The sequence below is a fragment of the Paenibacillus sp. LHD-38 genome, from assembly GCF_031157315.1.
In the GTDB taxonomy this organism is placed as follows: Bacteria; Bacillota; Bacilli; order Paenibacillales; family Paenibacillaceae; genus Pristimantibacillus.
Genome location: NZ_JAVIFU010000017.1, coordinates 49,050 through 72,277 on the forward strand (window position 1 = coordinate 49,050; position 23,228 = coordinate 72,277).

Here is a 23,228-nt window from a genome sequence, read left to right on the forward strand (position 1 = left end):
TGCATATGAAGAAAAATATAAATGAGTTTAAGCCGCACGGGTGCGGCTTAAACTCATTTATTAAGTAGATGCTTATAGGGAGCATAGTCGATTCCTTGACGATCAAGGAACGATACCAAGCTGCGGTAATCACGTTTTGGGGTGGCTCTTATGTAGCCTTCAATGCAGTGCTCGCGCGTAACGGACGATGCGCCGTGTTCAATCGCGACTTGGCCAATTTTAGCTGCGATCGAATGTTTTGCGATATCGCGAAAAGCGCTGGGCACTGGGGATACGAGCTCATCGAGCAATTCCTTGGAATCATCGTTCCACATGCTGCGGCTGCGATCTACCCAGTAGTTTTGCCAATCGAGCTTAGACTTGCCGTCTCGCATCGGAAGCACCTTGAGAAATTTTCGAAACATGAAAAACCCGCCAATCGACATAGCTGCAACCATGACGATCGCCCAAAAAACGATAAAGTACATAAACCAATCGGGCGCAACTTTCATAAGTGTCTTTCACCTCAATAATGAATTATACCGTATTCCTAGATTTATTTCGACATTCCTTGTAAAATAAGGTTTGATCAACCGAAAGGGGCGAAAGATTCATGTTGAAAATAGGTTCCCATGTATCATTTTCGGACAAGGGGCTGCTTACTGCAGCGCAGGAAGCCGTATCATATGGCTCAGGCACATTTATGATTTATACCGGCGCACCTCAGAATACGAGAAGGAAGCCGATCGATTCGTTATATATTGAAGAAGGCAAAGCGCTAATGGAACAATCGGGCATCAATGAGATTGTCGTTCATGCGCCTTATATTGTAAACCTGGGCTCTTACAAGGATTCGACGTTCGAGCTCGCTGTTTCCTTTTTGCAGGAAGAAATTCGCAGAACGGATTATATTGGTGTTCGTAATATTGTCCTGCATCCAGGCGCTTATACGGACAAGGATGCCGAGTATGGCATTGCACGCATAGCTGAGGGTCTTAACGAGGTGCTTGCCGGAACGAAAGAAACGAATGTTAACATCGCTCTTGAGACGATGGCAGGCAAAGGGACGGAAATCGGACGCAGCTTCGAAGAGCTTGCTGCAATTATTGACAAGGTCCAAGATAATAACCGCCTTACAGTATGTATGGATACATGCCATATGCATGATGCCGGTTACGATCTTATCGACGATCTGGATGGCGTTCTCGAGCAGTTTGACCGTTTGGTTGGACTTGACCGTGTAGCCGTAGTCCACGTCAATGACAGCAAAAACTCACGCGGAGCAGGCAAGGACAGACATGCTCCAATTGGAGCAGGCTGGCTGGGACATGATGCAATCCGGCGGATCGTGCACCATGAGGCTCTTAAAGGCCGGCCGTTTATTCTTGAAACGCCGTGGATCGGCAAAGAAGATAAAACGGAACGTCCTATGTATGAAACAGAAATCGCATTGCTGAGCGACAATGGCAGAAGCCGCTTGGGAGAACCGTTCTTCGAGGACGTAGAGCGTCTCCACCATTTCTTCGGCAAGCAAGAAATCGATCCAAGAACTTTCGTGCTGTCTACGTGGGATCTATTGAAAACCGACGCGAAAGCGAAAAAAGCAGATCCGCGCGAGCCTATGGAGCGACTGTACGATCTGGTTATGGCCGGCGGCGCACTGTCTTCCGAACTGACGGAGGAACAAGTCAACCAGCGTATTACGGCTTGGTTTGGCGGCAAAGAGCTGCTAGCTAGAATTTAATATCCAATTATCGCTTCAATATTATTTATATCGTTGTGAAAGGAAGTTAAGAGTCCATGTCATCACAATCCAACCCGTCCGAGGTTAAATATCAATCGGGCGGAAAAAGCGGCCGCGCACGCATGCTTATTTCATGTCCGGACCGTTCGGGCATCGTTGCGGCTGTCTCCCATTTCTTGTATGAGCACGGAGCGAATATCGTGCAATCGGATCAATATACGATGGATCCCGAAGGCGGTATGTTTTTCATCCGCTTTGAATTCGATTTGAATGATCTGGAGAAGGAACTTCCGGTTTTGGTGGAGGATTTCGCCCGAGTGGCTGACCGCTTCGACATGAAGTGGCATACTTTCCGCGCCAGCCGTAAGAAAAGACTTGCTGTCTTTGTTTCCAAGGAGGATCATTGCCTTCTCGAGCTGCTCTGGCAGTGGAAGGCGGGAGATCTGGATGCCGATATTTCAATGGTAATCAGCAATCATCCTGACATGCGCGAGCTGGTGGAATCCTTCGGCATTGCCTATCATCACATTCCTGTAACGGCTGCCACGAAGGCTGAAGCGGAGCGCAAACAGCTTGAGGTCGTCGCGGACAAAGCGGATATCGTTGTTTTGGCAAGGTACATGCAGATCATTTCGCCGAAGTTCATCGAACAATTTCCTAACCGTATTATCAATATCCACCATTCCTTCCTTCCGGCATTCGTCGGGGGCAAGCCCTATGCACAGGCCTATACGCGCGGGGTGAAAATCATCGGGGCAACAGCGCATTACGTGACCGAGGAACTAGACGGCGGACCGATTATCGAGCAAGACGTTCAGCGTGTAAGCCACCGTGATAACGTCGATGATTTGAAGCGAATCGGACGGACGATCGAACGCGTTGTACTGGCCCGTGCAGTGAAATGGCATATCGAGGATCGAGTAATTGTGCATAATAATAAGACGGTCGTATTCAATTAGCTGTATTTTTATGCGAGAATTCTATTTTTTATGATGGAAAACACGCATGCAGAGTGATACAATATTCAAAGTTATTGCGTACTGGTATGACGCTGTATCGTTAATGAGAAACCATATAACGAAACGAATTGAGACTAGATGAGATTATAGGAGGAAATTGGAATGACGGTTACACAAAAATCAATCGAACAGCTTTCGATCGATACGATCCGTACTCTAGCGATCGATTCCATCGAGAAAGCAAAATCGGGACACCCTGGTATGCCTATGGGCGCTGCTCCAATGGGTTACCAACTATTTGCAAAAAACATGAAGCACAACCCTTCGAACCCTACTTGGGTAAACCGCGACCGTTTCGTATTGTCTGCAGGTCACGGCTCGATGCTGCTATACAGCTTGCTTCACCTGTCCGGCTATGATTTGCCGCTTGAAGAGCTGCAAAACTTCCGTCAATGGGGCTCCTTGACGCCAGGACATCCAGAGTTCGGCCACACTGCAGGCGTAGATGCTACAACAGGCCCGCTTGGACAAGGTATTGCAATGGCAGTTGGTATGGCGATCGCAGAAGCTCAGCTTGGCGCTACTTATAACAAAGAAGGCCATGATCTAATCAACCACTTCACTTACTCCATTTGCGGCGACGGCGATTTGATGGAAGGCGTTTCCCACGAGGCAGCTTCTTTCGCAGGTCACTTGCAGCTTGGCAAACTGGTTGTTCTATATGATTCAAACGATATCTCGCTTGACGGCGAGCTTAGCCTATCGTACTCCGAGAGCGTACAAAAACGCTTTGAGGGTTACGGCTGGCAGGTTCTTCGCGTAGAGGACGGCAACGACCTTGAAGCACTATCCAAAGCAGTAGCTGAGGCGCAGGCAGACTTGTCCAAACCGACTTTGATCGAAGTTAAAACGGTTATCGGTTACGGCAGCCCGAACAAAGGCGGCAAAGGCGGACATGCTGGTCCTCACGGATCACCGCTCGGCGCTGACGAGACAAAATTGACGAAGCAAGCATACGGCTGGTCAGAAGAGCTCCAATTCCACGTTCCTGACGAAGTTCGCGCTCATTTTGCTGATGTAAAAAGCAACGGCGAGCAAGCAAACGCACAGTGGGATGCGGCTTTCGCAGCCTACAAAGCAGCTTTCCCTGAGCTGGCGGCTCAGTTCGAACTAGCGATCTCCGGCGCATTGCCAGAGGGCTGGGATGCTGACCTTCCTGCATACAAAGTGGGAGACAGCGCAGTATCGACTCGCGTAGCTTCCGGCAACGCGCTAAACGGACTTGCGAAAAACGTTCCGACTATCTTCGGCGGCTCTGCTGACCTTGAGAGCTCAACGATGACGCATTTGAAAGGTTTGACACAGTTCAAGCCAGGCAGCTATGACGGCCGCAACCTTTATTACGGCGTTCGTGAATTCGGTATGGCTGCTGCAATGAACGGTATTGCCCTTCACAGCGGTTTGAAAGTATTCGGCGGTACGTTCTTCGTATTTACGGATTACCTTCGTCCTGCCGTTCGTCTTGCTTCATTGATGAAGCTGCCAGTCGTATATGTACTTACGCATGACAGTATCGCAGTCGGCGAAGACGGTCCTACGCATGAGCCGATCGAGCAGCTTGCTTCGATCCGTATTATTCCTGATCTAACGGTTATTCGTCCGGCTGACGCTAACGAAACTTCCGCTGCTTGGGCATATGCAGTTGAGAACACAGGAAACCCGGTTGCGCTCGTGCTTACTCGTCAAAACCTGCCTATCCTTGAAGGCACAGTTGACGGCGTTCACCAAAATCTTCGCCGCGGCGCTTATGTTGTATCTGAAGCAGCAGGCGGCAAGCCGCAAGCTCAAATTCTTGCAACAGGCTCTGAGGTTCAACTGGCGGTTGCAGCTCAAAAAGCTTTGGCAGAGGAAGGCATTCAAGTTCGTGTCATCAGCATGCCGAGCTGGGATCTCTTTGAAAAACAATCGAAGGAATACAAAAATTCCGTTATCCTTCCTGAGGTTAAAGCTCGCCTTGCGATCGAAATGGCTCATCCATTCGGCTGGGAGCGTTACACAGGAGACCAAGGCGACATTCTTGCTATCGACCGTTTCGGTGCATCTGCACCTGGCGATCGCGTAATCAAAGAGTATGGCTTCACGGTTGAGAACGTTGTTAGCAAAGTGAAAGCATTGCTGTAATAACGCCTCACCGCTTACATCCGACAGATAAGGGAGATTACGGCTACCATGTCTCAATTCGATAATGTATCCATCGTCAAGAAGGCTAACGTCTACTTCGACGGAAAAGTAACAAGCCGCGCTGTATTGTTCGCGGACGGCACCAAAAAAACACTCGGCATCATGCTGCCGGGCGATTATGAGTTTGGAACAGACTGCGTGGAAATCATGGAGATTTTGGCTGGCGATTTGAAAGTGCTCCTTCCTGGCGAAACAGAATGGCTGCATATTCAAGGCGAAGGCGAATTTCAAGTGCCTGCGAACACGAAGTTCAAGCTTCAGGTTGCTGAACTTACAGACTATTGCTGCTCGTATATCTACGAGTAAAACGTTTCTGATCAAGTGAAGAAGAGGTTTTCCTGCATTGGCGATCATTCGCCTGCGGGAAGGCCTCTTTTTTTTGAATATATAAGAATTTATATGTTTTCACATATAAATGTGCTTATATATCTCCGCGAAACGACTGCTTTTGCCACAGAGGACGGCGACAGCCGTTTACGCTTGTAAGCCAAAATTTAATAATCCCCTAAAATCGTGCTACCAATCTTAAAACATTGTTATATAAGGAAAGAGTGCCGGAGGGCTACAATTAGTCCTGTAATAGCTAACATAGACAGATTGAAAAGGGTGAAAGGGGGAGAACTTATTGAAACAACGGATTGCACGGAGGTGGAATTTAAAGCTTACCTGGCCGCTTCATGTCATGCTGGTGCCTGGTATTGCGCTCGTCCTTATCTTCTCGTATTTGCCGATGCTGGGGCTTGTCATGGCCTTTCAGGACTTCCAGCCGCAGCTTGGTTTCTTCCGGTCGGACTGGATCGGGTTTGAAAACTTTAAGCTGATGTTTGAATATCCGGATGCCAGGCAAGTAATATGGAACACCTTGCTTATTGCAGTTATCAAAATCATTGCGCATCTCATCGTTCCGCTCGTGTTCGCGCTTCTGCTTAACGAGGTGCGGAAAATGGTGTTTAAGCGGTTCGTGCAGACGTTCGTTTACCTGCCGCATTTTCTATCTTGGGTCATTCTCGGAGGGATTTTACTGGATATGCTGTCTACCGACGGCGGTCTGGTGAATCAAGCGCTCGGCTGGCTTGGCATCGATCCGATCTTTTTCCTCGGCAACGGTGATTGGTTCCGGTTTACAGTTATCGTCAGCGACGTTTGGAAGGATTTCGGATTTTCGACAATCATTTTTCTAGCTGCTCTTTCCGGAATTAATCCTGATTTTTACGAGGCAGCGCTCATTGACGGAGCCAATCGCTGGCAGCAGGTGCTGAAGATCACGCTTCCTTCGCTGATTCCGATAACAATCGTCGTCGCGACACTGTCTCTCGGAAATATTTTAAACGCAGGGTTTGATCAAATCTTCAATCTGTACAATCCCTTGGTGTATGAAAAAGGCGATATTATTGATACTTATGTGTATCGCGTGGGCCTAATCGGCGGAGACTTTGGATTCGGTACCGCAGTAGGCGTGTTCAAGTCTCTCGTCAGCTTCGTTCTGATCGTTATTTCATACCGGCTCGCCTATAAGCTGGCCAATTACCGCATTTTCTGAAAGGGGGGAGCCTCATGCATCATCGTTCTTTAACTTATCGTATTTTCTCCGTAGGAAATGGAGTGTTTTTAGCACTCTTGTCATTCTTGTGTATTGCTCCTCTACTTCACGTGCTTGCGGTATCGTTCAGCTCGTCGGCGGCCGCGGATGCGAATATTGTGAAGCTGTGGCCGATCGGGTTCTCGCTGGAGGCCTATAAGGTGACACTCTCGAATGAGCATTTCGTAGGCTCGTTTGCGAACTCGGTATTGCGAACGGTAATGGGTACAGCCGTTGCTGTTGGCTTGTCCGTACTGATCGGTTATTCTTTGTCCAAGGAAACGAATGAGTTCAAGGGCCGCAATATGTATGCTTGGTTTTTTGTCTTCACGATGCTGTTCAGCGGCGGTCTCATTCCCGGGTATATGGTCGTTCAGAAGCTAGGCTTGCTGAATTCGATCTGGGCGCTCGTGCTCCCGGGTGCGGTAAGCGTGTATAATACCATCTTGTTGATGAACTTTTTTCGGACCTCGGTGCCGAAAGCGTTAGAGGAAGCCGCTTTTATTGACGGAGCGGGCCATTTTCGGGCACTGTGGAGCATCTACCTGCCGATCTCGCTGCCTTCCCTTGCCACGATCTCGCTATTCACGATGGTTGGTCACTGGAACGCTTGGTTTGACGGCCTTATTTACATGACCCAAACGGAAAAGTACCCGATGTCGACTCTGCTGCAGACGCTGGTCGTGCAGCGCGATTTGAGCAGCATGAACGTAAATGCCGAAGAGATGAAGGAGCTTTCCAACCGGACGGTCAAGACGGCACAAATTTTTATCGCAACGCTGCCGATTATCGCTGTTTATCCTTTTTTGCAAAAGTTTTTTGTCAAAGGGATCGTGCTCGGCTCGGTAAAGGAATAAGGCTTGCTATGACTTGCTATGAATAGAAGAATTCTAAGGGGGAACTCATTTTGAATAAACGATGGATGAAGCTTGTCGCTCTAATGACGTCGCTCGTCATTTGCATGGGCCTGCTGGGCGCATGCGCAAGTTCAAACGGAAACAACGGCAGCGCAGGTGAAGCTTCGGCCAATCCGGAGAAGCAGGCTGAGGTGAAAAACGTGCTGGAGTCGGGGAAATTCAGCGAACCGGTCAAAATGGATATCGTACGACAAATGACCAGCGACGTTAAATTCCGCAGCGGAGAAGATATCAACAATAACCCGCATGTAGCCTGGGCAAAAGAAGCGTTTAATATTGATTTGAATTACGTGTGGACGGCTGACAGCAGCTCTATTGATACAAAAATTAGACTTCTGCTGTCTGCTAATGAAGACCTGCCGGATATCGTCCAGTACCGCGGCTCGCAGGATGTAGTCGACGCGTTGATCGATTCGGGAAAATTTGTCGAGGTTGGCGACTTGTTTGAACAATATGCCAGCGAGGCGTATAAGTCAGCGATGGCGGAGGATGCGAGCGTCTGGAATCCGTACGTTCGCGACGGCAAAAAATATGCGATTCCGGTGTTGGACTACTCCAATAATAACGATACAGTCCTCTGGATCAGAGACGACTGGATGAAGAAATATAATTTGCAGGCGCCTGCTACGATTGAAGACATGGAAAAAATGATGGAGATATTCGCGAACGAGGATCCTGACGGCAACGGCAAGAAAGATACGGTAGGGCTCGCGGTCGGTTTGAAAAATGGGATGAACACATGGGGCCTTGCGGACGCCGACTTCCTCTTTGGCGCATATGGCGTGATGCCGGCTCAGTGGAATGCCGATAGCGACGGAAAGCTCGCATATGGCTCCATTCAACCGGCGATGAAGACGGTGCTGGGTAAGCTGAAGGATTGGATGGAGAAGGGCTACATCCATAAGGAAGCAGGGCTGCACGATGAAGGTAAAGCTGCCGAGCTGTTCTCATCAGGCAAAGCAGGCATTGTAGCTGCGCCATATTGGGCAGGAGGCTGGCCGCTGCCGGCCGTTAAGGAAGTTGATAAAAATGCGGACTACAGCGCATATCCGCTGCCGGCGGGACCAGACGGCCTTATTGGCCGCAGCCAATCTGGCGTGAGCAACGGGGTTATTTTGATCAACAAAAACTTCGAGCATCCGGAAGCATTTTTCCTTTATGCCAACTATCTCTATGACAATCAAGGCGATCCGCAAGCTGGAAGCCCGCTTGAATACGGGTTTGAAGAGGGTTATGATTACTTGATTAAAGATGGTCAGCCAACTTGGGATCCTGCACAATTCCCAGAAGACAAGCCCATCATGAACATTGGTAAATACACGCTGCTGTTTGACGGAGCACGTATCCCGTCGCTCGTTATGAAGACGATGAATGATTTGGACAGCGGCAAGGAGCCGACTACCGCCTTCGAGAAAAGATCATCGATGGATATGGACAAAAACATTCATGGCGGCGCCGTAAACTTTAGCCAGATTCAATACGCGATGCCGAACCTATATAACGGCTCACCTACGAAGACTTATAAGAAGCGCTGGGATTTCCTCAACAAGAGCGAGAAGGAAACCTTCAATAAGATCATCTACGGCGAAAGCCCGATCGATGCCTTCGATACGTTCGTGTCGCAGTGGAAATCATCCGGCGGGGATACGATTACAGATGAAATCAATGAATGGTACGATTCGGTAAAAACCAATTAAAAAGTGACACCGGGTTCAAGGTCGGCACCCGTTCCTCCTACAGGGGGAATCGGTGCTTTTCCTTGTCGGAGAGGCGGCATACCTAATGGAAAAATCAAATATTTTCAAAAAAATATTGGCCATTCTGGGCTTGCTGCTTATTCCGTTCGTGGCGCTTTATACTTATTCGAACCAAGTCAGCGTTCAGGTCGTGCAGGAGGAGATCCAGCAAAATAACCGAAACAAGCTCTCTTTCCTAGTCCAGCAAATCGATGACGAGTTTGATCAATTCATGACTTCTGTCAACAACCTCGGCATAGAGCCGAGAGTCAAATCTTTTATAGCGATGGACCCGCAGTCCAGCAGTTATGCTTCCTTTCAGTTGAAGCTGGAGCTGCAGGAGGAACTCGAAAGACGCGGCAAAACAGGAGGATGGTCCCATTCGTATACGCTTTATGCCCCCATGTCGGATCAGGTTGTGAGCACCCACGGCTCGATCACATTCAAAAAACTGTTTCGGGATGAAATCGTCAGCAAGCCTGTTGATCCTTTTATTTGGAAATTTGAGCTCATGGATAATACCCGCGTGCCTGACTCGTTTGTATTTCGGACGATAGAGCCTTTATCGGCTTACGATCATACGAAGGAAGCGGACCTTGTCGGGGAAATAAGGGTGGATGCCAAAAATATCGGGGATATGCTGACCTCATTCAAGTCGGACAGCTCAGGCGATCCGTTTCTATATCATCCGGATTATGCTCCGATTGTGACTCGTACGGCGAACATGGACCGAATTCATGAGCTTATCCCTTCAATCGCCGAAAGAACCCATTTGAAAGAGGAGCAAGGCACGTTTATCACGTCGCTGCAAGACGCGCGTTATATGGTCAATTTTATTGAATCGGATACAATCGGCTGGTATTTAATCGAATATGTGCCGCTTGAGAGCATCCTGTACCCGATCACATCGAGCAGGAATTGGTTCTGGTTATCGATGAGCGTGATTGCCATCGTTAGCGTGCTGGCTGCTTTTCTGCTTTATAAACATGTGCAGGTGCCTATTCGCGAGCTTTTCCTAGCCGTCAAGCGGCTGAGAAAGGGCGATTATACCGTTCGTGTAGATAGCGGGAAACGAGATGAATTTGGCTATTTATTCGACCAGTTCAACCTGATGAGTGAACAGATTGAAGATCTTATCGATCGTGTATACGAGGAGAAGCTGCGCTCCAGAGAAGCAACGTTAAAGCAGCTTCAATCTCAAATAAATCCGCATTTTTTGTACAATTGCTTGTTCTTTATGAAAAATATGACGCGGCTTGGCGAGCAAGAGGCCGTAATGGCCATGGCGGTTAAGCTGGGTGAATATTATCGTTATACCACTCATGTAGACCAACAGGACACGACGGTCGGAGATGAGATCAAGCTGATCCGCAATTATTTATCCATTCAAAACATGCGAATGAATCGAATCCAATTCCATATTGATATTCCGGAGACGATGGAGGAGCTTGCGCTTCCGCGCCTGCTGCTTCAGCCTATCGTTGAGAATGCAATCATTCACGGCATCGAACAGAAGGAGGAGGCCGGGGCGATAAGCATTAAGGGCATGGCTGGGCCAGATGAATTTGTCATAGTCATCGATGATGACGGGATCGGCATGGACGAGGAATCGCTCCAAAAGCTGAGGGAAACGATTAGCCTGACGGGTGAAGCGAGCGGAAGCTGCGGCATGCGAAACGTACATCAACGGCTTGTTCATAAGTACGGAAGCCGATCGGGGCTAGAGCTTGATCATTCTCCAGCCGGCGGCTTAAGAGTAATCGTCAGGTGGAAGGAGGGTGATGAGCGTGCATGAGATATTAATCGTTGACGACGAGAGATCGGTAGTCGAAGGAGTTGCCGCAACGCTGCCATGCGATGATCTTAACATCGGCATGGTGCATAAGGCATTTTCTGTAACGGATGCACTCGCGATTATTAGGCAGCATTCTATTGATCTTGTGATTACGGATATCCGCATGCCTGGTATATCTGGACTGGAGCTGATGGATAAAGTACAAGAGGTTTCCCCGTCTATGCAGTGTATTTTATTGACGGGCCATGCTGAATTCGAATATGCCAAGCGGGCGATCACTGGCGGGGCATCCGACTATCTGCTGAAGCCGGTAAATGACGAAGACTTGATCCAAGCTGTCGATAAGGCGCTCGGCACGGTCCGGAGAGAGTGGGAGGCGCTTGTATCCCGCGATAATACAATGAAGACGATGCGAGACAACTTACCGCTGCTGCGAAGGGATTTATTGATTGAGCTGCTGCAAGGGCACACGATTCCGGCGGAGGCTTTAGCCGATAAGCTGTCACAGCTTTTGATTCCTATTTCTCGGCATGATGAGGTTGCTTTGCTGCTCATTCGGCTGGAGGAGCCCTTCGTTCATTATAGCTATAAGGACCGCATCCTCCTTGAATACGCCGTCAGTAATGTAGCAGAGGAAGTGCTGCGCGAGAGCTGTCAAGTATGGGGATGCAAGGAAGCGCATGGGTTTTTGGCTTTTGCGGTAAAAAGAACGAATCAAGCGAAGCCGCGCGAAGGGACGAAATCCGCTGCGAGAGAGCAGCTTATGCGCCTTGGCGAGCTGATTCAGCGGCAAGTAGAAACCTATTTAAAGGGCGCAGTCTCGGTCGTAATCGGCGAAGAAGGAGACTTTCCGGAGCACTTGGCTGTCTCTTATAACAGCGCGCTGGCCGCGTTCCGTAAACATATCGGGAGAGGCAAGGGCTACCTGCTGTCGTTAGGCGAGCATCAAGAGAAAGCGGCGGTACAAACGCTTAGGCGGCTCTATGAGCCCCCGACGCTTCCGGATTTACTGGAAGCGGGACGCTGGGACGCATTTGAAGAAAAGCTTGCGCTCATTTTCGAGGAGCTCGAGACGGAATTCGGAGATTCCGCAGAGCATGCCTTCGAATCGTTCTGCGCGGTGACGGGTGCATTGTCCTTTATTGCCCACAAAAGCGGATACGGATTATTCGAATTTCTTGAGCCGGGAGAGTGGGCATCGCTGAACTTTGAATCGTTCGAGACGTTCGGGCAGCTTCGGGACGGTCTGTTCCGTCTGGCAGCGCTTATGCGTTCATCGCTTGAACGAGAGGCGGCCGACGGTCATACCAAGCTGATTTACAAGGTACAGCGGTTTATCGAAGAGCATCTGGACAGGCCGATCTCGCTGCAGATGATTGCAGAGCGCGTGCATTTGCATCCCGTTTATGTATCCCAAATGTATAAAACGGTCACGGGGGAAAGTTTGACTGATTATATGCTTCGCATTCGAATGGAGAAATCAGCTTATTTATTGAAAACGACGAATCTTAAAATCTATGAAATCGGAAATAAATTCAGCTATCAGAATGCAGCCTATTTCATTAAGCAATTTAAGAAGGTGTACGGAATGACGCCTCAGGAATACAGGGATCAGCATTCGGTCTGACCGAGGGAGGATGAATGATATGGAAAACCGGGCAACGATACGCAACGCAGAGGCATGGATAGACAATGGCGGCGAGCCGATAAGAGCGCACGGCGGCTGGATGCTGCAGCAGGACGGCTATTATTATTGGTTCGGCGAGGATCGGACAGACGGCAGGAAGGTGTCCTGTTACCGTTCAAGCGACTTATGCCATTGGGAGAGCAGAGGCGCGGTGCTTACGCTTGCATCCAAGGTTGGTTCGGTATATTACAGGACATCGCTGGAGCTTTTTCCGTCTGACAAGGAAGACAACAGCTTCGGACAAGGCTCCGTAATTGAGCGTCCTAAGGTGCTTCACAACGAGCGAACGGGCAAGTATGTTATGTGGATGCATTGGGAAAATGGCCGCAATTATAACGATGCCCGCTGCGCCGTAGCGACCTGCGATACGATTGACGGCGAATACGTCTATCACGGGAGCTTTAACCCGATTGGCCATATGTCGAGGGACTGTACGGTATTTCAAGATACCGACGGCAGCGCTTATTTTATTTCAGCTGCAAGGGATAATGCCGACCTTCTCGTTTATCGGCTATCAGATGATTATTTAAGCATCGAAGAGCATGTCAAAACATTATGGCCCGGGCAATACCGGGAAGCACCGGCCGTAATCAAGCGAAACGGGATCTATTTCCTCGTTACTTCGGCTTGTACAGGCTGGCTGCCGAATCAGGGTGCCTATGCGTATTCGGACAGCTTAACCGGCAGATGGTCGCAGTTAATGCCATTCGGTGATGCTACCACCTACGATACGCAGCCAGCTTTCATTGTGCCGCTGCAATCGCGTGGCGAAATGACTTATTTATATGTGGGAGATCGATGGGATCCTTCCAATTATCATCATTCTACCTATGTATTTCTGCCTTTAAGCTTTCCTTCGGATAATGAATTGAAACTGGAATGGGCGGATCGGATAACTATTGATCTTTCTAACGGCATAATAGAACCGCAATCGGAGCCGAGCGGTTTGCACCGGATTAAAAGCTGCGGAGCGGAGCGGTATCTGGCTTTGGTTATAGAAAAAGACGGGGCTGCTGAAGTGACCGGCAATGTTCTGTCATACGCTTCGGAAGAGCAGAAATGGATCGTGGAGCCTGCGGGGGAAAAGGGATATGTTCGAATCAGAGGCAAGGCAGGCGGACGCTGCCTTACGGTAAATTTATGTTCAGACGGTGAACAGCTGCGTGATGAGCAAGCGGTACTTGCGCGAAGCGATGTCCCCTGCTGCAGCGAATGGTCGCTGGAAGATGCTTCGGATGGCGAGAGCGGTGTTTTGATTCGGAACCGAACGACAGGAAAGGTGCTGAGTGCCGGTTTTGGCGAAGGACAGGATCGTAAACATGCGCAAGTTCATGTAACCGAGGCGTCCAAGCATGACCCGCGCAAAGGACGCGATCCGCAGCGATTCGAGATATTAAACGTTTATTAAGCAGTGGACTGAAATAAAATGCCGCCGCAGGAGAGCCGATCAAGGCCTTATCTGCGGCGGTATTTGTATGTATGGACGAACCAAAATTCGATTTTTCGTGACATCTATGCCTCAAATCAAATTGATTGGGCAGTACAAATCGGATATGGTTAATGGAGAAGAAAGCGCCCATGATTTAAGCTTTGGCGCCTTTATTAGGAGGTTATGTGCTTGAAGGAAAAAAACGTTGGGCCGCTGGTTGCGATTTTGTCGTTGGTCCTGGTAACAATTATCACGGTTCTGTTCTTTCTGCCTGCTTACGATGGCGAAATTGGATTCGATGTTACGATATTGCCGCTGCTTAATGCGATATTCAATTGCTTCACTTTTATCGCGCTCGTTGTTGCGTTGGCAGCGATAATGAAAAAGAACGTTCGTCTTCACCGTACGTTTATCGGGGCTGCATTTACGTCGACAACCCTTTTTCTCGTATCCTACGTTACGTATCATTACTTGACCGAATCAACGAAATACGGCGGAGAGGGCGCGCTGCGCTCCATCTACTTTTTCATTCTACTCACGCACATCTTGCTCGCGATTGTGGTCGTGCCTCTAGCTTTGCTGTCCGCTGTCCGCGGTTTGCAAATGAAGGTGGACAAGCATCGCAAAATTGCCAGATGGACGATGCCGATTTGGCTTTATGTCAGCCTTACGGGCGTAGTCGTCTACCTCATGATTTCTCCGTATTACTAAGAAACTCAAAAAAAAGCGGGGCAAAAGATCGTTCTAAGTCGATCTTTTGTCCCGCTTGTCCGTTCAGCAGCTAGTGCAAATTGTCGGATTTTCCGCTAAGCTTGCGCCCAATCCATTGCTCATAGGCTTGACCAACGCTGCTCATGTCAAGTGCGCCAAGGCCCATGGATTCTCCAACTTGAAATAGGCTCTTAGACGCTTCAAGAAGCGGTGTAGGCACGCTTAGGCTGTCCGATAAAACGGATGACAGCCTAAGATCCTTCAGCATCAGCTCAAGCGAAAATTGTACTTCGTAGTTTCCTTCAAGCAGCTTGGGACCTTTCATTTCGGCTGCCTTGCTGGCTGCGCCGCCGGATTGAACAAGCTCGATGAACGCGCTGCCGTCAATCCCGCCACTGGCTGCGATAGCCATACCCTCGGCAAGGGCTACAACGTTGATGCCGACGATCGTATTATGAGCGAGCTTGGCAATCGAGCCGCTGCCGTTCGCTCCCATTGGAATGACCTTGCGGCCCATAGCGAGCAATATATCTTCGACTTCGCTGATTTTGTCCGTATTTCCGCCAACCATAAAGACAAGCGTACCGCTCTCGGCCGCCGGCTTGCTGCCGGTTACAGGCGCGTCGAGGAAAGCGGCTCCGAGTGCTTCTGCTTCCGCAGCAAGCTCTTTGGCAAGCGTGGGAGATATCGTGCTGCTGTCGATAAGGGTAATGCCGCTGCGGGCGCCGGTAAAGATACCCTCTTCGCCCCAATATACTTCGCGTATAGCCGCATCGTTGCTAATCATCGTAATGACAACATCCGACGTTCCTGCAACGGCTGACGGCGAGCCGAGTTCCTTGGCGCCAAGCGCCGTCAAGATCGCTGCTTTGCCCGGCGTTCGATTATAGACAGCTACCTCGAAGCCCTTGCGCAATAAATTCGAAGCCATCCCGATACCCATTACGCCCAATCCGATAAATCCGACCTTTTTCATATAGATTTCCTCCGCCCATTGACGTTTTTTATTTATTATACAGATTCTTCATCAATTTTTCATGGTTACTTGCTTGTTTTTATAAGGCAAATCCGATATTGTAGATGCTAAGTTGAAAAGCATTATCAAGGATTTATTTTAAGCGTTCCCTATAAGAAGCATTTTTGCTTCGCAAGCGTTAGGCTGATGCTTACGAGGTTTTGTTTCACAAAATTTTAGGAGGTTTAAATTTACATGAGCAAAACAGTACAGTTTGACTACAGCAAAGCGCTGACTTTCATTGGTCAGCATGAAATCGATTATATGGCGGAATCTGTTCGCCTTGCGCATGAGCAATTACATAACGGGACAGGAACGGGCTCGGATTACCTGGGCTGGATCGACCTTCCGACTAACTACGATAAAGAAGAGTTCGCTCGCATCCAAAAGGCTGCAGAAAAGATCAAATCGGATTCGGAGGTACTGATCGTAATCGGTATCGGCGGTTCTTATCTTGGCGCTCGCGCAGCTATCGAAGCGTTGTCGCATTCTTTCTATAATATTTTACCTAAAGAGCAGCGCAAAACGCCGCAGGTATTGTTCGCAGGAAACAATATCAGCTCCACTTACGTTACTCATCTATTGCAACTCGTTGAAGGCCGCGACTGGTCGATCAATGTAATTTCCAAATCAGGCACAACGACAGAGCCGGCAATCGCATTCCGCGTATTCCGCGCAGCGCTTGAGAAGCAATACGGCAAAGAAGAAGCACGCAAACGCATCTATGCAACAACCGATAGCGAGAAGGGCGCGCTTAAAAAGCTTTCCTCCGAGGAAGGCTATGAGTCGTTTATCATTCCAGACGATGTTGGAGGCCGTTACTCCGTTCTTACGGCTGTAGGCTTGCTGCCAATCGCTGCTGCCGGGATCAATATCGAATCCATCATGCAGGGCGCGGCTGACGCATCCAAAGAATACAGCAACCCTAACCTTGCTGAGAATGAGGCTTACCAATACGCCGCAGCCCGCAACGCGCTGTACCGCAAAGGCAAAGCAACCGAAATTCTCGTTAACTACGAGCCGTCGCTGCACTTCGTATCGGAGTGGTGGAAACAGCTCTTCGGCGAAAGCGAAGGTAAGGATTTTAAAGGTATTTTCCCGGCAGCGGTAGATTTCTCGACAGATTTGCACTCGATGGGCCAGTTTATCCAAGAGGGTAACCGGAACATTTTTGAGACTGTCATTCAAGTAAGAGAAGTGACAGAGCACATCTCCATCGAGCATGACGATGCGGATCTTGACGGTCTGAACTTCCTGACAGGCAAAACGATGGACTTCGTTAACAAGAAAGCATTCGAAGGAACGCTTCTTGCGCATACGGACGGACAAGTTCCGAACTTTATCGTAAACATTGCCGACATGACACCTTATACATTTGGTTACCTTGTTTATTTCTTCGAAAAAGCATGCGGAATCAGCGGCTACCTGCTTGGCGTTAATCCGTTCGACCAACCGGGCGTTGAAGCTTATAAGAAGAATATGTTCGCATTGCTCGGAAAGCCGGGCTTTGAGAAAGAAAAAGCCGAGCTGGAAGCAAGGCTGTAACAGGCCGGCTTGATCGGTATACGGGAGCCATAGCCTATGCTGGAGAAATACAGAACGGTCAGGCAGCAGGCTAGCGCTGAGATCGTGATCAAGAAATCCCGTTTCATCGGATACGCGAAGCCAGTGGAATCGGAAGAGGAAGCTGTCGCGTTTATAAACGAGATCAAGCAGCTGCATAAACAGGCGACGCATAACTGTTCTGCTTACATGGTGGGCGAGCGCGATCAGTTTCAGAAGGCGTCCGATGACGGGGAGCCGAGCGGAACGGCGGGCAAGCCGATTCTAGAGGTCATTAAGCATAAAGGGCTGAAAAATATCGCTGTCGTCGTGACGCGGTATTTCGGAGGCATTATGCTTGGAGCAGGCGGGCTCGTCCGTGCATACACGGACGGCGCGGTTGCCGGAATCGAGGCAGCTGATGAAATCGTAAACGTGCTTCATCGCGAAGTGTTCGTGGATGTGGATTATACATGGTACGGCAAGCTGGAGAACGAGCTGCACGGCAAGGGGACGCGCGTAGGCGGAACGGATTTTACGGACCGTGTCATCGTGCGCTGCCTGCCCGAAGCGCCTGACGCAGAAGCGTTTATCGCTTGGATAACCGATTTGACGCAAGGGCAGGCGGTCGTTACAGAAGGCGAGAATGCCTATTATATTGAGGGTGAATAAGAAGACGAGGAGTATCAGCGGAAGCTGGTCTCCTCTCTTTTTGTACATAGGGCCGCTTTTATCTGAAGGGTTCATAAGAAAAGGCTATAAAGGCGATTAGTTTTTCTAAATTTATTATTGACTTAATCCCAGTTTGGATGCTACATTATTAATACCTAGTAACTTAATAGGAATTATGTTTTTACTTGTTTTGCTACACCTGCGGCACGAGCCGATGGTCTGGAGGTAAAGTCACAGTGAATGCTTTGTTTCGCGGAAAAGGGTGGAGCTTCGGTTTTCGAAGCACCATAATGCTTTATTTTGTCATCCTAATCGTATTACCCATCGTCGGCATTTACACGCAATCATTTTCGCTTGGATGGACCCCTTTCTGGGAAAGCGTCTCTGATCCATTAGCTTGGAAAGCCGTGCTGCTTACGGTGAAGCTGGCCGTTATCGCAACGATTCTGAACGTATTTCTCGGCACGATGATCGGCTGGGTACTTATCCGATACCGTTTTCCGGGAAGGCGCCTGCTCAATAGTTTAGTCGATTTGCCGTTTGCTTTGCCTACAGCGGTCGGCGGACTGATGATTTTGCTGCTGCTCGGCCCGAATAGCTTCGTTGGAGGCTTGGCGGAGAAGATCGGCATCGAGATTGTGTTTCATGAGCCTGCGATTATCGTAGCGATGCTGTTTGTTACGTTTCCGTTCGTTATTCGGGCGATTCAGCCGCTGCTGGAGGAAATGGACAAATCGGAGGAAGAAGCGGCTTATACCTTAGGCGCTACACGTGCGAAAACATTTTTCAGCGTTATATTCCCAACGATGCTGCCAGGCATTTTAAGCGGTGCTATGCTTGCCTTCTCCCGCGGACTAGCGGAATTTGGCGCAGTCGTGCTCGTAGCCGGCAATATTCCGGGTAAGACGCTTATCGCATCGGTTTATATTTTTGGAGAAATTGAAAGCAGTAATCCGCAAGGAGCGGCCGCCGTATCGGTGCTGCTGCTGACGCTATCCTTCCTCATCCTCTGGACGGTTAACCTCATTCAAGGCAGGAGGAGCGACCAATGATGAGAAGATTGTGGATTACATTAACGTATATCGTTTTTGGTTTGTTGCTTATCGCCCCGTTGATCAAAATTTTTACCGGCTCATGGGCTGACGGCTGGAGCGGATTTATAGAGGGGATTACAAGGCCCCAGTCGCTGCACGCGCTTATGATGACTGGCATCATCGTCGTAGTCGTTACGGGCTTGAACACGGTGTTTGGCATTATGCTGGCGATGTATCTTGTCCGTGCCGAGTGGATCGGACGGCGGATGAAGCGTCTGCTCAACAGCATGGTAGATTTGCCGTTCGCGGTATCACCGGTTATAGGCGGTCTGATGATCGTTCTTATTTTGGGACCGAATACAATTATTGGCACCCTGTTTGAGGATGCGGGCTTCAAGATTGTATATGCGCTGCCAGGCATGATTCTAGCCACCTTGTTCGTGACGTTCCCGCTTATGGTGCGCGAGGTGATGCCGGTGCTTCAGGAGATCGGAGCGCAGCAGGAGGAAGCGGCATCCACCCTTGGTGCCTACTCTTGGTATACGTTTTGGAAGGTGACATGGCCCTCGATTCGTTGGGGAGTTATCTATGGCGTTGTTCTGACGGTAGCGCGTTCACTTGGCGAATTTGGCGCAGTGCTCGTCGTTTCCGGAAATATTATGAATAAAACACAAACGGCCACAACACTCGTTTATCAGGACGTAGAAAATTTTAACGTTGTTGCCGCCAATGGCGTAGCTCTTGTTCTAGCGGCATTTTCCGTCGGACTGCTGCTCCTAATGGAATGGGCGAAAAAACGAAAGGAAGTGCATTAAGCCATGCATATTGAAGTACGGAACCTAAACAAAAACTTTGGCGATTTTCATGCAGTGAAGGATGTTAGCTTTGAAATCGAAAAAGGGCATCTGATCGGCTTGCTCGGACCGAGCGGCGGCGGTAAAACGTCCATACTTCGTATGCTGGCGGGGCTTGAGTCCCCTTCCTCGGGCGATATTATTTTCCATGGCAAGCGCGTAAACGATCTGCCTCCGCAGGAGCGCGGGATCGGCTTTGTCTTTCAAAACTATGCGCTGTTCAAGCATATGACCGTGTATGACAATATAGCTTTCGGTTTAAAAGTGAAGAAGCAATCCAAGGAGCAAATTCGCGAGCGTGTCATGTATCTGGTTGAGCTTACGGGCCTGAAGGGCTTCGAGCATCGGTATGCCCATCAGCTATCCGGCGGACAGCGCCAACGCGTTGCTTTCGCAAGGGCGCTTGCGCCAGAGCCGCAGCTCCTCCTCCTCGATGAGCCGTTCGCGGCTATCGACGCCAAGATCCGGACGGAGCTTCGCACTTGGCTGAAGGAAATGATCGAGCGTGTCGGCATCACTTCCATTTTCGTTACGCATGACCAAGAGGAAGCGATTGAAGTAGCCGATGAGATTATGATCATCAGCAAGGGCAAGCTTGAACAGAAAGGCAGCCCATGGGATATTTATAAAAATCCCGAGACGCCGTTCGTCGCCAGCTTTATCGGCGAATCCACGATCGTGGACAATATTTCGCAGCTCAAAGGCTTTGAAGACGCGGCAAACCGTCCGGGAACCAAAGCGCTTATTCGTCCGGAATATATTGAGATTGGCAAGCCGGGAGAAATCAAGCTGGCCTCCGCTACGCTCCCCGGTAAAGTGAAGCATTTGCATTTCCGCGGCAGCGAGTGGATGGTTGAACTGCTCGTTGGCGATACAAAGCTGATTACGTACCGCTCGCTTGAGAAGGAAGTGCTGCATCCAGGGGATCAGGTCAGCGTGCTTGTGCACCGTGCTTATTTGTTCAATGACAACGAAAGCTGGATTGAGGAAAATAAATTGAAGGTTGATCCAATGCCTATTCATATCTAACCAATAAGCTACGTAGAAAGAGTTGTATGCGAACATGAAAATCAATCGAGCAACAAGTCAGCGCATGTTCATCCTGCTGCTAGCTGCAGTCCTGCTGCTTGCGGCAGCGGGCTGCGGCAAAGAAGAGCAGACGAACGGCAATGCGGCTGGGTCTACCGTACAGGACGGCGATGTAACACTTGTAATCGGTGCATATTCGGTGGTGAAGGACGCTTTCGCTGACGTTCTCCCTGCATTCCAAGATTATTGGCTGCAGGAGACGGGACAGAAGGTAACCTTTCAGGAATCGTATGAGGCTTCAGGGACACAGGCGCGTGCGATTGCCGGAGGATTTGAAGCGGATGTCGCTATTCTTGCGATGGAAGGCGATCTGGATAAAATCGCGGATGCCGGCTTCATTATGCATGATTGGAAGGCTCAGAGTAACGGCGGGAACATTACGAACTCCATCGTTGTATTAGGTACCCGTGCCGGGAATCCGCTCGGTATTAAGGATTGGGAGGACTTGACTCGGAAGGGCGTTAAGGTGCTTTATCCCAATCCGAAGACCTCAGGCGGGGCGCAGTGGGACATAAATGCCATTTATGGCGCGGGCCTGAAGCAATCGGAAGAGAAAAGCGGCACGAAGGATGAGGCTTACGCAAAAAGCTTCCTGAAAGCTGTTCACGCTAATGTGGAATCGCTCGACAAAAGCGGACGCGCATCAATGGCCGCCTTTGAATACGGGGTTGGCGATGTTATCGTCACTTATGAGAATGAGCTGCTCGCACGCATTAAGAAGGGTGTCGATTACGACATCGTCGTGCCGAAGAGCACGATTTTGATCGAGAACCCGGCAGCCATCGTGGATAAGAATGCAGATAAGCATGGCTCCCGTAAGGTAGCCGAAGCTTTTATCGCGTTCCTGCATAGCGACGAGGCACAGCGTTTGTTCGTTGAGCACGGCTTCCGTGCAGTGGATGAGAAGGTTGCCGTGGATACGAAAGAGCGTTATACGGTGCCGGATGAGCTATTCGATATCTCCTATTTAGGCGGTTGGCCCGAGGTCAGAAAAAACCTTTATTCGAAAAAAGGCATCTGGTACCAAGTGCTAGCCGATTTGTAATTCATGAGAGCAAACCAAAAGAGCGCTTCAGGCATTCGTCTGAAGCGCTTTTTTTTGGTTTGATTGCGGAATAAAGGATAAGGAAATGTTGGTGATCAAACAAACGCTCATGCTAAAATGTAATAGCTCCTATTAATTTTATCGAAGGGGAATGAAAAGGCGATGAAATACATAAACAAGCCTAAGCTGGAAGCTGCGTTCCAAGGTTTCCTAGCGCAAGAGGTCTATCTTCATAGTGAAGCGACCTCCTTCGTTTTTGTTCGAAATTTCAAAGTGCGGCTCGAAGAGGCTTTTATCGCAGGTGATGGGCCGTATCGGCTTGCTTTGCGCTTTGATGAAATAGGCTGGCTGCGCTCGGAAGGTCTCACTCATTATGAAATAAGGACGGACGGTAAGCTGCTGCTTGCCGGCTTTGACGAGTTTGGCAGGATGAATGTCGCTCTTCACCTAGGAAAGGAGCCGTTTCTGGAATGACAATAAATGCTAATAATCGAAAGCACAGGCTACTGGCCGTGTTTGCTCATCCTGACGATGAGTCTTTTATATGCGGTGGAACGTTGGCTAAGTATGCGAGCATGGGGGCTCAGATTACACTTGTAAGTGCCACTCGGGGAGAAATGGGGCGCCGGATGGGAAATCCGCCTTATGTAAATAGAGAGTCCATGCCGGAGATTCGGGAAAAGGAGCTGCGGGAAGCTTGCGAAGCGCTGGGCATCCAGCGTCTGGAATTTTTCGATATCCGTGATAAAATGGTCGAGTTTTATGATTCGAACCGATTAATCGAAAGAATAGGCGCGTTGATGGATGAGATCCGTCCTGATGTTGTACTCACCTTTCATGAAACGTTAGGCGGACACCCCGATCACTGTGCCATTGGGAAAGCAGCCACCGCGGCATTTCACCGAACCCGGCAGCAGGGCTCCCTCTATTTCATCAGCTTTGGAAATGCAATGGAAACCCCCGAGCCATTCGGTTACACGAAGCAGGACATTGTGAAAATCGATGTTCGGGAGCATTTGAAGGCCAAGCTCGCAGCATTCCGTGCGCATCGGTGCCAAACCGAAATTGACGAGTGGGTATGGCAGCCGGATCGGGAGGCGCTTGCAAGGCTTGGTCGGTATGAGTATTTTATCGCTGGGAAGCAAGCCTCCAAGCCTCTTGTCGCCGATGATTTATTTCAACCTTACTCTGCGGAGTGAG

Annotated in this window: 21 protein-coding genes; 19 read left to right on the forward strand and 2 right to left on the reverse strand. The window is 49.5% G+C overall.

Annotation, left to right across the window (positions count from 1 at the left end; genetic code table 11):
* Positions 1–53: 53 nt before the first annotated feature.
* On the reverse strand, positions 54–491 hold the full coding sequence (locus RCO25_RS16145; protein ID WP_308997171.1) for a DUF2621 domain-containing protein: 438 nt from the start codon (positions 489–491) through the stop codon (positions 54–56).
* A 101-nt stretch (positions 492–592) separates the two neighbouring features.
* Here RCO25_RS16145 and RCO25_RS16150 point away from each other — a divergent pair, with 101 nt between their 5' ends.
* From RCO25_RS16150 to RCO25_RS16200, 11 genes are all read left to right on the forward strand, one after another.
* On the forward strand, positions 593–1,723 hold the full coding sequence (locus RCO25_RS16150; RefSeq protein ID WP_308997172.1) for a deoxyribonuclease IV: 1,131 nt from the start codon (positions 593–595) through the stop codon (positions 1,721–1,723).
* 56 nt (positions 1,724–1,779) lie between these two features.
* Entirely contained in the window at positions 1,780–2,682 is a 903-nt protein-coding gene (gene purU, locus RCO25_RS16155; protein ID WP_308997173.1) for a formyltetrahydrofolate deformylase, read from the forward strand.
* Between the two features lie 162 nt (positions 2,683–2,844).
* Complete coding sequence (gene tkt / locus RCO25_RS16160; protein WP_308997174.1) at positions 2,845–4,863, forward strand: transketolase; 2,019 nt, start codon at positions 2,845–2,847, stop codon at positions 4,861–4,863.
* A gap of 48 nt (positions 4,864–4,911) precedes the next feature.
* Positions 4,912–5,229 carry a pyrimidine/purine nucleoside phosphorylase gene (gene ppnP, locus RCO25_RS16165; protein WP_308997175.1) on the forward strand — a complete coding sequence of 106 codons (318 nt, stop codon included), beginning with the start codon at positions 4,912–4,914 and terminating at the stop codon, positions 5,227–5,229.
* Positions 5,230–5,605: 376 nt separating this feature from the next.
* Positions 5,606–6,463, forward strand: coding sequence for an ABC transporter permease (locus RCO25_RS16170; protein ID WP_308997256.1), 858 nt, complete (start codon positions 5,606–5,608; stop codon positions 6,461–6,463).
* Positions 6,464–6,477: 14 nt separating this feature from the next.
* Positions 6,478–7,359: a carbohydrate ABC transporter permease gene (locus RCO25_RS16175; protein ID WP_308997176.1), complete on the forward strand. Its 882-nt coding sequence runs from the start codon at positions 6,478–6,480 to the stop codon at positions 7,357–7,359.
* Between the two features lie 50 nt (positions 7,360–7,409).
* Positions 7,410–9,116, forward strand: a complete 1,707-nt coding sequence (locus RCO25_RS16180) for an extracellular solute-binding protein (RefSeq protein WP_308997177.1) — start codon at positions 7,410–7,412, stop codon at positions 9,114–9,116.
* 85 nt (positions 9,117–9,201) lie between these two features.
* Positions 9,202–10,950 (forward strand): sensor histidine kinase, encoded by a 1,749-nt coding sequence (locus RCO25_RS16185; RefSeq protein ID WP_308997178.1) that lies wholly within the window; start codon positions 9,202–9,204, stop codon positions 10,948–10,950.
* Positions 10,943–12,577, forward strand: coding sequence for a response regulator (locus RCO25_RS16190; RefSeq protein ID WP_308997179.1), 1,635 nt, complete (start codon positions 10,943–10,945; stop codon positions 12,575–12,577). The genes RCO25_RS16185 and RCO25_RS16190 overlap by 8 nt, the downstream gene beginning before the upstream one ends.
* A gap of 19 nt (positions 12,578–12,596) precedes the next feature.
* Complete coding sequence (locus RCO25_RS16195; RefSeq protein ID WP_308997180.1) at positions 12,597–14,045, forward strand: family 43 glycosylhydrolase; 1,449 nt, start codon at positions 12,597–12,599, stop codon at positions 14,043–14,045.
* Positions 14,046–14,249: 204 nt separating this feature from the next.
* A complete protein-coding gene (locus RCO25_RS16200; RefSeq protein WP_308997181.1) occupies positions 14,250–14,777 on the forward strand; it encodes a DUF420 domain-containing protein in 528 nt (175 codons plus the stop codon).
* 70 nt (positions 14,778–14,847) lie between these two features.
* Here the strand turns inward: RCO25_RS16200 and RCO25_RS16205 are convergent, their stop codons facing one another.
* Positions 14,848–15,789, reverse strand: a complete 942-nt coding sequence (locus RCO25_RS16205; RefSeq protein WP_308997257.1) for an NAD(P)-dependent oxidoreductase — start codon at positions 15,787–15,789, stop codon at positions 14,848–14,850.
* A 198-nt stretch (positions 15,790–15,987) separates the two neighbouring features.
* Between RCO25_RS16205 and RCO25_RS16210 the strand changes: the two genes are divergently transcribed.
* From RCO25_RS16210 to RCO25_RS16245, 8 genes are all read left to right on the forward strand, one after another.
* Positions 15,988–17,337 carry a glucose-6-phosphate isomerase gene (locus tag RCO25_RS16210; RefSeq protein WP_308997182.1) on the forward strand — a complete coding sequence of 450 codons (1,350 nt, stop codon included), beginning with the start codon at positions 15,988–15,990 and terminating at the stop codon, positions 17,335–17,337.
* 36 nt (positions 17,338–17,373) lie between these two features.
* Positions 17,374–18,006: a YigZ family protein gene (locus RCO25_RS16215; protein ID WP_308997183.1), complete on the forward strand. Its 633-nt coding sequence runs from the start codon at positions 17,374–17,376 to the stop codon at positions 18,004–18,006.
* Positions 18,007–18,296: 290 nt separating this feature from the next.
* Positions 18,297–19,058, forward strand: coding sequence for a sulfate ABC transporter permease subunit CysT (gene cysT / locus RCO25_RS16220; protein WP_374992121.1), 762 nt, complete (start codon positions 18,297–18,299; stop codon positions 19,056–19,058).
* The gene (locus RCO25_RS16225; RefSeq protein ID WP_308997258.1) at positions 19,058–19,855 is read left to right on the forward strand and encodes a sulfate ABC transporter permease; all 798 of its coding nucleotides are present in this window, start codon (positions 19,058–19,060) and stop codon (positions 19,853–19,855) included. Before cysT ends, RCO25_RS16225 begins: the two co-directional genes overlap by 1 nt.
* Before the next feature lie 3 nt (positions 19,856–19,858).
* Positions 19,859–20,923, forward strand: a complete 1,065-nt coding sequence (locus tag RCO25_RS16230; protein WP_308997185.1) for a sulfate/molybdate ABC transporter ATP-binding protein — start codon at positions 19,859–19,861, stop codon at positions 20,921–20,923.
* Between the two features lie 34 nt (positions 20,924–20,957).
* On the forward strand, positions 20,958–22,028 hold the full coding sequence (locus RCO25_RS16235; protein WP_308997186.1) for a sulfate ABC transporter substrate-binding protein: 1,071 nt from the start codon (positions 20,958–20,960) through the stop codon (positions 22,026–22,028).
* Positions 22,029–22,190: 162 nt separating this feature from the next.
* Positions 22,191–22,502 (forward strand): DUF1806 family protein, encoded by a 312-nt coding sequence (locus RCO25_RS16240; RefSeq protein WP_308997187.1) that lies wholly within the window; start codon positions 22,191–22,193, stop codon positions 22,500–22,502.
* Entirely contained in the window at positions 22,499–23,227 is a 729-nt protein-coding gene (locus RCO25_RS16245) for a PIG-L family deacetylase (RefSeq protein ID WP_308997188.1), read from the forward strand. The genes RCO25_RS16240 and RCO25_RS16245 overlap by 4 nt, the downstream gene beginning before the upstream one ends.
* Position 23,228: the final 1 nt, after the last annotated feature.